This is a genomic window from Cobetia sp. LC6 (genome assembly GCF_030264805.1).
Lineage (GTDB): Bacteria > Pseudomonadota > Gammaproteobacteria > Pseudomonadales > Halomonadaceae > Cobetia.
This window is the reverse complement of sequence record NZ_JASSPL010000003.1, coordinates 64,069-76,960: the sequence shown is the minus strand read 5'-3', so window position 1 is coordinate 76,960 and position 12,892 is coordinate 64,069. Positions and strand designations below refer to the sequence as shown.

The following is a 12,892-nucleotide window of genomic DNA, read 5'->3' as shown; positions in this document are numbered from 1 at the left end:
GTGGGGCTCCTTGCGGACGGTTGGTAGCGAGACGCTGTCGGCCATGTCGCCGGCAGCGTCACTCGGCTGGGGCTGGCGATCTACAGGATGATGCGGCCTTCGAAGACGGTCTCGGCGGGACCGGTCATGAACACCGGCTGGCCGTCGCCAGCCCATTCGATGCTCAGGGTGCCGCCTGGCAGCGTGACATTGACCGGACTTGCCAGCAGACCACGGCGAATGCCGGAAGCGACCGCCGCACAGGCGCCGGTGCCACAGGCCAGCGTCTCGCCGACACCGCGTTCGAAGACACGCAAGCGCGCTTCGTGCGGCGTGACGACCTCGAGGAAACCGGCATTGACGCGCTTGGCGAAGCGCGGATGCGCCTCGATCAGCGGGCCGAGCGTCAGCACCGGGGCCTGTTCGACGCTGTCGACCAGCAGCACCGCGTGGGGGTTGCCCATCGAGACGACGCCGATTTCCAGCGTCTCGCCGTCGACGTCCAGGGTGTGCACCGGCAGGTCGGCCTCGGCCTCGAAGGGCAGCGCGGCGGGGGCGAAGCGCGGCGCGCCCATGTCGACGCGCACCCGCCCATCCTCGGCGACGACCAGAGTCAGCGGGCCGCCGGCCGTCTCGACGCGAATCTCGCGCTTGGTGGTCAGGCGCTGTTCACGCACGAAGCGCGCGAAGCAGCGCGCCCCGTTGCCGCAGTTCTCGACTTCACTGCCATCGGCATTGTAGATGCGATAGCGGAAGTCCATGTCCGGGTCGCGGGGCGGCTCGACCACCAGCAGCTGGTCGAAGCCGATGCCGAAGTTGCGGTCCGCCAGACGGCGGATATCGGCATCGCGCAGGCGACTGCGCTGCGAGATCAGGTCAATGACCATGAAGTCATTGCCCAGTCCGTGCATCTTGGTGAAGTTCACCAGCATCAGGCATCACCTTCCGGCAGCAGTTGCTCGCCGGTCCACAGTTCTTCGAGGCGCTCACGACGACGCACCAGGTGCATCTCGGGGCCATCGACCATCACCTCGGCAGGGCGACAGCGGCTGTTGTAGCTCGAGGCCATCACGAAGCCGTAGGCACCGGAAGAGCGCACGGCGAGCAGGTCGCCCGGCGCGATGGCCAGTTCGCGGTCCTTGCCGAGGAAGTCACCGGTCTCGCAGACCGGGCCGACCACATCGTAGCTGGCGGTCTTGCGCGTCTCACGCGTGTCGACGGTGACGATGTTCTGCCACGCCTGATACAGCGACGGGCGGATCAGGTCATTCATGCCGGCATCGATGATGGCGAAGTTCTTCTCTTCTCCGGGCTTGAGGTACTCGACGCGGGTCAGCAGCACGCCGGCGTTGGCGGCGATGGAGCGACCCGGTTCGAACAGCAGGGTCATCTCGCTGCCGTGCTCATAGCGGGCCAGACGCTCCAGCAGGGCGCTGGCGTAGGCGAAGGGCTCCGGCGGGGTCTCGCTCTGGTAGGGCACGCCGAGGCCGCCGCCGAGGTCGAGGTGCTCTATGACGATGCCGCGTTCGCGCAGGCGATCCAGCAGCACCAGCAGGCGTTCGAGGGAATCGAGGAAGGGCGCCAGCTCGGTCAACTGGGAGCCGATATGGCAGTCGGCACCGACTACCTGCACGTGCTCCATGGTGTTGGCGATCTCGTAGACCTCCAGCGCCTGCTCGACCGGAATGCCGAACTTGTTAGCCTTGAGGCCAGTGGAGATGTACGGGTGGGTGCCGGCATCGACGTCGGGATTGATGCGCAGTGATACCGGCGCGACGCGTCCGAGACGGCCCGCGACAGCGTTGAGGCGCTCAAGCTCCGGCAGCGACTCGACATTGAAGCACTTGATGCCCAGCTCCAGCGCACGCTCCATCTCGCCTGCCTGCTTGGCAACGCCGGAGAACACCACCTTGGCGGGGTCGCCGCCGGCCTTGATGACGCGCTCCAGCTCTCCGGCGGAGACGATGTCGAAGCCGGCGCCCAGACGTGCCAGTACATTGAGCACCGCCAGGTTGGAATTGGCTTTCACGGCATAGCAGATGAGATGCGGGTGGTCGCCCAGCGCATCCTGATAGGCCTTGAAGTGGCGCTCGAGCGTGGCACGGCTGTAGACGTAGCACGGCGTGCCGAACTGCTCGGCCAGCGTGGCGAGCGAGACGTCTTCGGCGTGCAGCACGCCATCCTGATAAACGAAGTGATCCATGATCCGGCCTGCAAGATGTCGCGCCGGCGGGTATCACCCGCCGGAGATGAATAAGGGGGCTCAGGCGTCGCTGCCGGAAATCCCGGCAGCGGCGGTGCTCTCTGCCTCGGAGGCGTCTGGTGCCGGCGCGGGAGCTTCGGCGCGCTGGCCACCGGCGTCAGCGTCCGCCGGCAGATAGAGCGGGCCTTTCTGGCCGCAGCCGGCCAGCAGGCCAGCACCCAGCAGCAGCGCCGCGAAGGTGCGAAGTGTATGACGGGCGGACTGGCTCATCAGATGACGCATCGGGCGGCCTCCTGGCAGCAAGCGATAGAGCGATCCAGGCCCGGTTGCCATGGGTGGCGACCAGGCCCGAAAGAGGATGATCAGGCGCGCGAGGCCAGGGCGTCACGCGCACGCTGTACGGCAGCGCGGACCTGGTTCGGCGCGGTGCCACCGATGTGATTGCGCGCCGCGACGGAGCCTTCCAGCGTCAGCACGTCGAAGACGTCCTGCTCGATGGTGTCGGAGAACTGCTGGAGCTCTTCCAGGGTCATCTCGGACAGGTCGCGCTGCTGTTCGATGCCGAAGGCGACGGACTTGCCGACGATCTCGTGGGCATCACGGAAGGCGACGCCCTTGCGCACCAGGTAATCCGCCAGGTCGGTCGCGGTAGCGAAGCCCTTGCTGGCCGAGGCGTACATGTTCTCGGACTTGGCGCGGATCGCCGGGATCATGTCGGCGAAGGCGCGCAGGCTGCCGCGCACGGTATCGATGGTATCGAACAGCGGCTCCTTGTCTTCCTGATTGTCCTTGTTGTACGCCAGCGGCTGGGACTTCATCAGGGTCAGCAGGCTCATCAGGTGGCCATAGACACGGCCGGTCTTGCCGCGTACCAGCTCCGGCACGTCCGGGTTCTTCTTCTGCGGCATGATGGAGGAGCCGGTGCAGAAGCGGTCCGGCAGGTCGATGAAGTCGAACTGGGCGCTGGTCCACAGCACCAGCTCTTCGCTCATGCGTGACAGGTGCATCATCAACAGGCTGGCGAAGCTGGTGAATTCGATGGCGAAGTCACGGTCGCTGACCGAATCGAGGCTGTTCTCGGTGGGACGGTCGAAGCCGAGCAGCTCGCTGGTGACATGACGGTCGATGGGGAAGGTGGTGCCGGCCAGCGCCGCGGCGCCCAGCGGCAGCACGTTCATGCGCACGCGGCAGTCACGCAGGCGGTCCTGGTCGCGCGCGACCATTTCCTGCCAGGCCAGCAGGTGATGACCGAAGGTGACCGGCTGGGCGCTCTGCAGGTGAGTGAAGCCCGGCATGATGGTGTCGGCTTCCTGCTCGGCCAGTCCCAGCATGCCTTCGCGCAGACGCGTCAGTTCGGCGTCGATGGCGTCGATCTCGTCACGCAGATAGAGGCGGATATCGGTGGCGACCTGGTCGTTGCGTGAACGGCCGGTGTGCAGCTTCTTGCCGGTGATGCCGATCTTGGCGGTCAGGCGTGCCTCGATGTTCATGTGCACGTCTTCCAGCGCCACGGACCACTCGAATTCGCCCCGCGCGATCTCTTCACTGATTTCCTTCAGTCCCGCGATGATGACGTCGCGTTCTTCTTCGCTCAGCACGCCGACACCGGCCAGCATGGTGGCATGGGCGATGGAGCCCTGGATGTCGTGCTGCGCCATGCGCTGGTCAAAATCGACGGAGGCGGTGAAACGTGCCACGAAGGCATCGGTCGGCTCGCTGAAGCGGCCGCCCCAGGACTGATTGGTAGATTCGCTCATCGGGATCTCGAATTGTGGTGACGTGTCCAGAGTTCGGCGTCCGGTGCACGGTCGCGCAGCCGGTATCGTTGACCTTGGAGTGTACCAGACTCCTGCGCGTGGGCGAGGGGCCGCGGCCAGTCCGGCGGATCGCAGGAAAGCGTGCCACGGATTTTCCCCCTGAGGTGACTGGCTTTATGATAAGTGTCATCAGAGGGCAGCGCTGTCCGTCAGTCAGGTTTGCTCAACAACTTCGAATCAGATGGCGTGCGTTGCGCGCCAGCAAGGAGAATGCCGTGCCCCGCCGTGAGATTCTGCGTATCGCGACCCGCAAGAGCCTGCTCGCCCTGTGGCAGGCCGAACACGTCAAGGCGCGACTCGAGGCCCTGCATCCTGGCTTGAGCGTCGAGTTGGTGCCGATGTCGACGCGTGGTGACAAGATTCTCGATACCCCGCTGGCCAAGATCGGTGGCAAGGGCCTGTTCGTGAAGGAGCTGGAAGAGGCGATGCTCGACGGTCGCGCCGATATCGCCGTGCACTCCATGAAGGACGTGCCGATGCACTTCCCGGAGTCGCTGGGACTGGCGGTGATTCTCGAGCGTCACGCCCCGACAGACGCCTTCGTGTCCAACACCTGTGCCAACTTCGATGCCCTGCCGCAGGGCGCGCGCCTGGGCACCTCCAGCCTGCGTCGTGGTCTGCAGGCCAAGGCGGCACGCCCGGACCTGGAAGTACTGAGCCTGCGCGGCAATGTCCAGACGCGTCTCGGCAAGCTGGATGCCGGCGAGTTCGACGCCATCATCCTGGCCACTTCCGGCCTGCAGCGCCTCGAGCTGGATGCGCGCATCACCGCCGAGATGGACGCCGAGACCTGCCTGCCAGCCTGTGGTCAGGGCGCGCTCGGCATCGAGTGCAACCTGCAGGACGAGGAGATTCTTGCGCTGCTCGAGCCGCTGGCCCATGAAGACTCCAGCCGTTGCGTGCTGGCCGAGCGCGCCATGAACACGCATCTGGAAGGTGGCTGTCAGGTGCCGATCGGCGGCTATGCCGTGCTCGAGGAAGGCGGCAGTCAGCTGTGGCTGCGTGCGCTGGTCGGCAATCCCGACGGAACGGTCATCCTGCGCGCCGAGGCGCGTGGCCCGTCCGATGCACCGGAAGCGCTGGGCGTCGCCGTTGCCGAAGACCTGCTCTCCCAAGGCGCCGGCGAGATTCTGGCGGCGGTCTACGGCGACGCTCGTGGCTGAGGTGTCAGCGATGGCAAAGGCGTCGCGTCTTGAAGTGTTGACGACGCGGCCGGGCTCGCGCGGAGCGGTTCTCGATGCGATGCTGAGCGAGGCCGGCTGCGAGGTGGAGTGCCTCAAGCTGATGGCGCTCGAGGCCTTGCCACTGGAACCCGCTGCGCGCCAGGCGATCATCGATGTCGATCTGTATCGCGGCGTGATCGTGATCTCGCCCCAGGCCGCCGGTTATCTGGCCGATTGGCTGGAGGAGTGGTGGCCGCAGCTGCCCGAAGGCATCAGCTTCTATGCCGTCGGCGCGGCCACTGCCGAAGTGCTGCATTCGCGGTTGGGCGTGTCGGTGCGTGTCCCGCCGCGCGCCACGCGCGGTGAGCATGCCGAACGCGATGCGCCGGTCGGTACCACCAGCGAAGCCTTGCTGTCGCTACCGTCGCTCAGAGCGCTTGCGGGTCAGCGCTGGTTGCTGGTGGCCGGTGAAGGCGGGCGTCCGTTGCTGGAAGAAACGCTGGTGGCACGGGGCGCTCAGGTCACGCGTCTGGCACTTTATCGACGCCTTCCGTTGGCTTTGTCGCCGCAACAGGCTGGCCGTCTGGCGGCGGGCGCGTATGATGCAATGGTGGTGACCAGCAATGAACTGCTCGAGACGGTGATGGCGTCGGTGACGCCGCAGGCCTTGCACCAACCGCTAATCGTGTCGAGCCACCGTTTGGCTACACTGGCACACGCTCATGGTTTCGAGCGCGTGACGGTCGCCGAGGACGCTTCACCCGGGGCCCTGACGCAGGCAGTACTTCGCGCCTGCGCCCCCATCAGCAAGACTCGCCATGCAGTGACCGGCGCCACTGCGCCTGGTCCGCGTGAGGCCATCGATTCCCAAGAATCCGGAAAAGGGCAAGCGTAGATGAGCAACCGAGAACACGATCAGGAAGATAACGGCTCTGCCGGCATGACGCCCGGCAAGTCGGGCGACAAGGATGCTGCCGCTCGCGCATCAGATGCTTCTTCCGTTTCCGGCGTTTCCGCCGATGACACTGCCTCTGGCCGCCCTGGCGCCGAGGCCCCCCGTTCGTCCTCTTCCTCGTCATCCGACACGGCTGATGCCCCGCGCGAGCGCCGCTCGCGAGGTGGGCGCAATCGTCGTGGGCGTGGCAAGGGGCAGGGCAGCTCCTCCTCTTCAACCTCATCCTCCACTGCCAGTGAGTCCACGCCCGTGAGCCAGACTTCAGACGACAACGCATCGACGCCTTCCGGCGCAAAATCGCCGCTTCCGGAGCGTAGCGAACCCGCCAAGGAGGCGTCTGCCGCCAAGCCGAGTGCTGGCAAGGCCTCTTCCAGCAAGGCGTCTCCCGGCAAGTCCTCCGCGCCGGCTGGCAAGACGGCCAGCGCCGGTGGTGCAGGCCTGGGTGCCACGGCGGCTCCCGGCACGCCGCCGCCCGGCGAGTCTCAGGGCAAGAAGAGCAAGGCCGGCAGCATCGCGCTGGTTCTCGTCATCCTGCTGGCCATCGTGGTCGCGGTGCTGGCGTGGTTCGGCTGGCAGCGTCTGAATGCGCTGCCGGATGCCCAGGGCCTCGACAAGCAGGTCAGCGAGAGCGTGACCCAGCAGGTCGGTCAGGTCTCCAGCAAGGTCGAGGGTCTGTCGAGCACGCTCGAGAAGAACGAATCCCGCGTCAGCGAGCTCGACAAGCGTCTGTCCAGCGAAAGCCAGGACACCGAGCAGGCCCTCAACAAGGTGCTCGAGGAGCTCAGCAAGTCCCAGCAGACCGACGCGCGTGACTGGCACTATGCGGAAGCCGAGTACCTGCTGCGCCTCGCCAACCAGCGTCTGCAGCTGGAGCGTGACGTGAACGGTGCCGATGCGCTGCTCGAGAACGCCGATGCGCGCATCGCGGCGGCCAACAACCCGGCGCTGCTGCCGGTGCGCAAGGCCATCCAGTCCGAACTGGCCAGCCTGGACAGCGTGCCGCGCGTCGATCGCAGCGGTATCTATCTTGCGCTGCTTGCCGAGCAGGAACAGCTGGCGCGTCTGCCGCTCAAGCAGGACGTGGCCGAGATCGCCGCCAAGGTCGAGAACGACGCAGCGCCGACAGGCGGTTGGCAGCAGCAGCTGGCCCGCTTCGGCAACGAGCTGAAGGATCTGGTCACGGTGCGTCGTCATGACGAGGCACTGGAAGCCCTGATCACGCCGGAGCAGGAATCCTACCTGCGTCAGAACGTGCGTCTGGTGCTGGAGCAGGCGCAGCTGGCGCTGCTCAAGGAAGAGCCGAAGCTCTACCAGGCCGCCATCGACAAGGCCATCACGCTGGTCAATGGCTACTACGACACCAAGACCGATGGCGTGCAGAATGCCGTCGCCAAGCTGGAAGAGCTCAAGAGCAAGACCATCCGTCCGGAGCTGCCTGACATCTCCGCCTCTCTGAGCAAGCTGCGTGAGCTGATCGAGCGTCGCGCCCAGCAAGGGGGTGGCAACGCATGAGAGTCCTGATACTGCTGATCATCATCGGGCTGGCCATCGGTGCCCTGTTCGGGCAACTGATGCAGGCCTTCCCGGGCTACTGGCTGATTCGCGTCGGCGATACCTCGGTCCAGACTTCCTTCTGGTTCGGCTTGATCCTGCTGTTCGCGGGCTTCGTGGTGCTGCACTTCGGTCTGCGCCTGCTGTCGCGCTTCGCGCATCCGTTCTCCCGCCTCAAGTTGTGGAACAGCCGTACCCGGCACCGCAATGCCACGCGCAAGACCGTACGGGGTCTGGTGGCGCTGGCCGAAGGCCGCTGGAAGCGGGCCGAGAAGTCGCTGACCCACTCGGCGGAAGATTCCAGCACGCCGCTGGTCAACTACCTGTCCGCTGCCCTGGCCGCGCACTATCAGGGACGTTTCGAGCAGGCGGATACGCTGCTCAAGCGGGCGCATGAGTCCACCCAGGGCTCCGAGAGCGCAGTGGGTCTGGTGCAGGCGCAGCTGATGCTGGACCGCCAGCAGCATGAACAGGCGCTGGCGACCCTGACGCGTCTCGACAAGCAGCTGGGCGAGCACCCGCAGGTGCTCAAGCTGCTCAAGCAGGCCTATCTGGCGGTCAATGACTGGGATGGTCTACGTCGTCTGATGCCGCGTCTCGACAAGCAGGACCTCATCTCCCCCGAGGAGAAGAAGGAGCTGGAACAGCGTGCCTATGTGGCGCTGATCCAGCAGGCCGCGCGCAATCCGGAGGACATCGAGCGCGTGCGCAACCTGTGGGCCGACATGCCGGACCACCTGCGCACCGACGTGAATCTGGTCGCGCTCTACGCCGAGGCTCTGATCGCCGGTGGCCAGGAAGGCCTGGCCGAGCGTCTGCTGCGTCACTCCCTCAAGGAGTGCTGGGATTCGCGTCTGGTGCTGCGTTACGGCCTGCTGGACGTGGATGCACCGCGTCAGCTGGTGTATGCCGAGAAGTGGCTGCAGGAGCGTCCGAATGATCCGGATCTGCTGCTGTCGCTGGGCCGACTGGCCCTGCGCAACGCCAGCTGGGGCAAGGCTCAGGAGTACTTCGAGGCTAGCCAGCGCCAGCGTCCGAGCGGTACGGTGTGTGCTGAACTCGCGCGTCTGTTCGCCAACCTGGGCGAGCACAACAAGAGTCAGCTCTACTACCGTCAGAGCGTCGAGCTGCTGGATCGCTCACTGCCGGCCCTGCCGCAGCCGAGCAAGGACAACGTCTGAGGAGCGGCCGTCGAGTGCCGGCCGCCTGGTGCCAACCAAGGCATGACAGGCGTCATGCAGGCTGGCGGACAAGACACTCGGCGGCTTGCACGATGTTTCCTTGTTTGATGAAAGCTATTGCCCAATTGCACCGGCCGCGCTGTCGGCCGGTGATGCAGGTTTCTCTCCGGGGTATCCTGGTTCACACGCCGTGTGACGGGATGCCCTTCTTTTTGCCCGCATGACGGGCGCTGTGGACATTCTCATCCAGGTTGTCGCCCTTCCAGCACGTCGCTGTGAAGTGTCGGTGGGTGCATGCGGGCATGGGCATGGACGGCTCCGGATTTCTCGTTGCTGACCCGGCAACGATGCGTCCGGGCCCTCACGGCCAGAGCGTGAGCGTGTGGCGCTGGCTGGAAGCGTTTCCTCCGTGCGATGATTCTGCGTGTCGGATGCGCCCATGCACGTGGCGCATCTACGGGCCGGGTCCGGTCCGTTTCCCCAAGCGATGATGGAGTCTGCATGTTGCATAAGTCCCTGGCCCTGATGGGCGCCTCTGTACTGGCCGTGTCACTGGCCGGTTGTGCCGCTACCGGTAACAGCTCTTCCAGCAACGCCGCCAGCTCTTCCAGCTCGTCCAGCTCCATGATGAGCCTCGCCAGCAGCATGCTGAGCAGCCAGACCGGCCAGTCCCTGCCGGCGGCCGACCTGATGTCCAGCCTGACCTCCCAGCTGGGTGTGTCCTCCACTCAGGCGCTGGGTGGCTCCGCTGCCATGCTGGCTCTGGCCCAGTCCCAGCTTGGTACCAGCGCGACCTCCGAGCTGTCCACTGATGTGCCGCAGCTGTCCAGCTTGACCAGCAGCAGCTCGCTGTCCACGCTCTCCAGCCTGGCGAGCCTGAGCGGCAACGACAATGCCACGGCATTGGCCAGCACCGTCGGCAATGTCGATGACAGCGCGTCTCTGGACAGCGCCTTCTCCGCGCTGGGCATGGACAGCAGCATGGTCTCCCAGTTCGCGCCGGTGCTGCTCAGCTACATGGGCGGTGAAGGCGTCAGCTCGACGCTGCTGAGCTCGCTGTCCAGCGTGTGGGGCACCGGCTCCTGAGCCAGCGCCTTGCATGAGGTGTGAGGCAGCGTTTCATGCCCACACATGAAAACGCCCCCGAGCCAGTGGCTCGGGGGCGTTTTCGTTTCAGGACGGCTGCCTGCGCAGGCAGCCGTGTCGGGATAGCCGTGTCGGGATAGTGCAGGCGCTCGATCAGTCGCCGTCGGCATCCGGTTGGGTGGTCTGACGGATGCGCTGTTCCTCGGCATCCACGACTTCGCCGTCTTCGGTGGCATGACGCGTCAGCGGCTTCTCCTCGCGACGCTTGGCGACCTTGGCGGCTGCCTCGCGCTGCTCGGGGGTCTTCGGTTGACCGGCAGCGGAGCCATCGATCACGAACGGCGCCTGCATGGTGCGCACGTTGGCCGGCGGCGCGCCACCGTCCTTGTCCTGCCCGAAGTACATGGTCATGTGCGGGAACGGGATCTCGATGCCAGCAGCGTCGAAGTGCTGCTTCACGAGCTTGTTGTACTCGCGGCCGATGGCCCACTGGTTGCCCGGGGTGGTCTTGATCATCACGCGGATGTTGACCGAGCTGTCGGCCAGGGCCGAGACGCCGGCGATGGTGACCGGCTCGAGGATCTCCGGACCATAGCTGCTTGCCTCGAGCTCATCGAAGGCCGCACGCAGGTGCACGATGGCGTGGTCGACATTCTCGCGATAGGAGATGCCGTATTCGCCGACATGGTAGGCGAAGTCACGCATGTAGTTGGAGACGGTATCCACCGACGAGAACGGCACGATATGGAAGGTGCCGGACAGGTCGCGGATACCCACTGAGCGAATGGTCAGGCGTTCCGCGGTGCCGGTCACGCCACCGGCGGTGACCACATCGCCGGTGTTGATGGCGTTCTCCAGCTGGATGAACACCCCGGTGATGATGTCCTGCACCATCTTCTGGGCGCCGAAGCCGATCGCCAGACCCAGTACCCCGGCGCCGGCCAGCAGCGGCGCGATGTCGATGCCGATCTCGGACAGCACGATCATCGCGGTGAAGACGATCATCGCGATGGCGATGGCATTGCGGAACAGCGCCAGCAGGGTCTCCACCCGCGAGGACGGCTTGCCCTTGCCGGTGTCCGGATTGAGCTTGTGCTCGATCAGGCTGGCGATACCGACCCAGATCGCGATGGCGAAGGCGAGAATGAACAGCACATGGAAGATGCGCGACAGCAGCAGGGCACCGGCATCGGTCGCCAGCCACTCGCCGAGCGCCACGATGTGCCAGGCATTCAGCACCATGCCGATTACCACGATCAGAATGATGGCGCGCATGATGCGCAGCGCGGTGGGAATGTAGGAGTTGAGACGCTTCTCGAGCAGCGGCAGCTGGCCGCGCAGCTTGTCGGAGATCTGGATGCGCTTGCCGATCAGCTGCGTCACCACGCGCGACAGCAGAGCACCGCCGCCGATGGCGAGCAGCGTCTTGAGCGTCGCTCCCATCATGAACGGCAGCGCCTCTTCCGGCGTGGTCTGAGAGATGATGAACAGGGTGGCGAAGTAGGCCAGTGCGATCAGGTGCCAGGTGCGTGCCAGAATGCGCAGACACACGGCGATGAGCGCGTTGTTCGCCTCGCGGGCTTGAGTGAGCAGGCGGTCACGCAGAATGATGCGATTGCGCGAGATCACCACGATGGCCCAGATGAGGGTGATGGCCATGATCAGCAGATTGACGAAGCTGCCGACGGCCGGTGCCAGGTTGTTGTTGACCATCGGCACCACGACCAGGATGCCGTAGCCGATGAAGCCGGCCAGCATGGCCAGTGAGCGGTTCCAGTAACGCGCCACGTCATCTGGCATCGGCAGCAGACGCAGCCCCTTGTAGCCGGAGGAGAACAGCATGCGCATCAGGGCCTTGAACAGCTCGATCACCAGGTAGGCGTTCAGGAACATCGACTCGCGCTGACCGATCACGCCCTGTTCGCCATAGGCGAAGATGGCGAGCAGATAACCGCCGAGGAAGGCGAGACCGATGACCGCGATGTCCACCACCGCCGCGACGAGCACCGCCAGCAGGGTGCGCAGCAGCGGGCTGCGGTGCTGGCCATCCAGTGACCACTGGCCGACGCGCGAGAACAGCGGCTTGGCGAGTCTGCGCAGCACGAGGAACAGCGCGATGGTCGAGATGACGACCAGCCCGAGGCTGATGGCCTCGCTGGTGAAGCGACTCCAGTCGAACTCGTCGGCGTCCTCGTTGGCCAGGCCATCGAGGGTGCCCAGCATGCGGTCCAGCGTGGCGGAGAGATCCGCGACCAGGTCCTGGCTGATGGCGGCCAGCTGGCGCGACAGTGACGGCGAGTCCTCGCTCAGGGTGACGTCTTCCCCCGCCACCTCGACGGCTTGTTCACTCGCCTTGCTGTCCAGCTGCCGCAGGCCTTCGATCAGGGCCTCGCGCTGACTGGGGTCTTCCAGCAGCGTGGCCAGGCTCTCATAGGAGGATGTCGCGCCTTCGCCGCTGCCGTCTTCGGACGGGGCGGCAAGGGACAGGCTGCTGAACCCGAGGCTCAGCACCATCAACAGCATCATCAGGCCGGACATCAGCCAGGCAGGTCGCCATGAGTCCGGTTGGCGCGAGGCAGCAAGGGCGGGAGGGGAGTGCGGGGGTGTCGGAATCGCCACAGATGGCTTCTCCATGTCGGTGAGTGTGTGAGGCATCGGGGTAGAAAGTGAGAGCAGGCTCCGGAGGTACATCAGAGGCTCGCAAGCATCCCATCGATAACGCGAGGTTCTGTCAGATAGATGTTGAAGGGGCGTCTCGCACGTCCTGCGCGCACGCCGAGCGAGAGTCCATCCTTCAGTTATCGGGGCACTTGGTGCTATCCCAACCCCTGTGGGGACTCCGCCAGAGACATTCTTGCGCACAGCCTGCGGCAGGCGCCGCCAACCTTCAAGGTCTTCAGGCACTCCTCGGAGGAGAGGCGTGACCTGCTGCCACGCAGGATATTGCAATGTCGCGT

The 12,892-nt window shown here is 65.4% G+C and carries 9 protein-coding genes and 1 pseudogene; 5 read left to right on the top strand and 5 right to left on the bottom strand.

Translation table 11 applies throughout. The annotated features are described in order from the left end of the window. Positions 1 to 80: 80 nt before the first annotated feature. From dapF to argH, 4 genes and pseudogenes are all read right to left on the bottom strand, one after another. A complete protein-coding gene (gene dapF / locus QQF40_RS05280; RefSeq protein ID WP_175089019.1) occupies positions 81 to 911 on the bottom strand; it encodes a diaminopimelate epimerase in 831 nt (276 codons plus the stop codon). Then, entirely contained in the window at positions 911 to 2,182 is a 1,272-nt protein-coding gene (gene lysA, locus QQF40_RS05275) for a diaminopimelate decarboxylase (RefSeq protein ID WP_285460649.1), read from the bottom strand. Before lysA ends, dapF begins: the two co-directional genes overlap by 1 nt. A 135-nt stretch (positions 2,183 to 2,317) precedes the next feature. Beyond that, positions 2,318 to 2,452 (bottom strand): annotated as a pseudogene (lptM, locus tag QQF40_RS17140) (LPS translocon maturation chaperone LptM); the annotation flags it as partial. A gap of 92 nt (positions 2,453 to 2,544) precedes the next feature. Next, positions 2,545 to 3,939 (bottom strand): argininosuccinate lyase, encoded by a 1,395-nt coding sequence (gene argH / locus QQF40_RS05265; protein WP_175089021.1) that lies wholly within the window; start codon positions 3,937 to 3,939, stop codon positions 2,545 to 2,547. 275 nt (positions 3,940 to 4,214) lie between these two features. Here argH and hemC point away from each other — a divergent pair, with 275 nt between their 5' ends. The 5 genes from hemC to QQF40_RS05240 all read left to right on the top strand — a co-directional run bounded on the left by hemC (position 4,215) and on the right by QQF40_RS05240 (position 9,935). Continuing rightward, the gene (gene hemC / locus QQF40_RS05260) at positions 4,215 to 5,162 is read left to right on the top strand and encodes a hydroxymethylbilane synthase (protein WP_043333340.1); all 948 of its coding nucleotides are present in this window, start codon (positions 4,215 to 4,217) and stop codon (positions 5,160 to 5,162) included. A 10-nt stretch (positions 5,163 to 5,172) separates the two neighbouring features. Continuing rightward, the gene (locus QQF40_RS05255; RefSeq protein WP_175089023.1) at positions 5,173 to 6,057 is read left to right on the top strand and encodes a uroporphyrinogen-III synthase; all 885 of its coding nucleotides are present in this window, start codon (positions 5,173 to 5,175) and stop codon (positions 6,055 to 6,057) included. Beyond that, positions 6,058 to 7,629, top strand: coding sequence for a uroporphyrinogen-III C-methyltransferase (locus QQF40_RS05250; protein WP_285460647.1), 1,572 nt, complete (start codon positions 6,058 to 6,060; stop codon positions 7,627 to 7,629). Continuing rightward, positions 7,626 to 8,849, top strand: coding sequence for a heme biosynthesis HemY N-terminal domain-containing protein (locus QQF40_RS05245; RefSeq protein ID WP_285460646.1), 1,224 nt, complete (start codon positions 7,626 to 7,628; stop codon positions 8,847 to 8,849). The genes QQF40_RS05250 and QQF40_RS05245 overlap by 4 nt, the downstream gene beginning before the upstream one ends. A 501-nt stretch (positions 8,850 to 9,350) precedes the next feature. Then, the gene (locus QQF40_RS05240) at positions 9,351 to 9,935 is read left to right on the top strand and encodes a DUF2780 domain-containing protein (protein ID WP_175089025.1); all 585 of its coding nucleotides are present in this window, start codon (positions 9,351 to 9,353) and stop codon (positions 9,933 to 9,935) included. Between the two features lie 153 nt (positions 9,936 to 10,088). Here QQF40_RS05240 and ybiO read toward each other — a convergent pair whose 3' ends face one another. Continuing rightward, positions 10,089 to 12,554 carry a mechanosensitive channel protein gene (gene ybiO / locus QQF40_RS05235; RefSeq protein WP_175089026.1) on the bottom strand — a complete coding sequence of 822 codons (2,466 nt, stop codon included), beginning with the start codon at positions 12,552 to 12,554 and terminating at the stop codon, positions 10,089 to 10,091. Positions 12,555 to 12,892 lie beyond the last annotated feature (338 nt).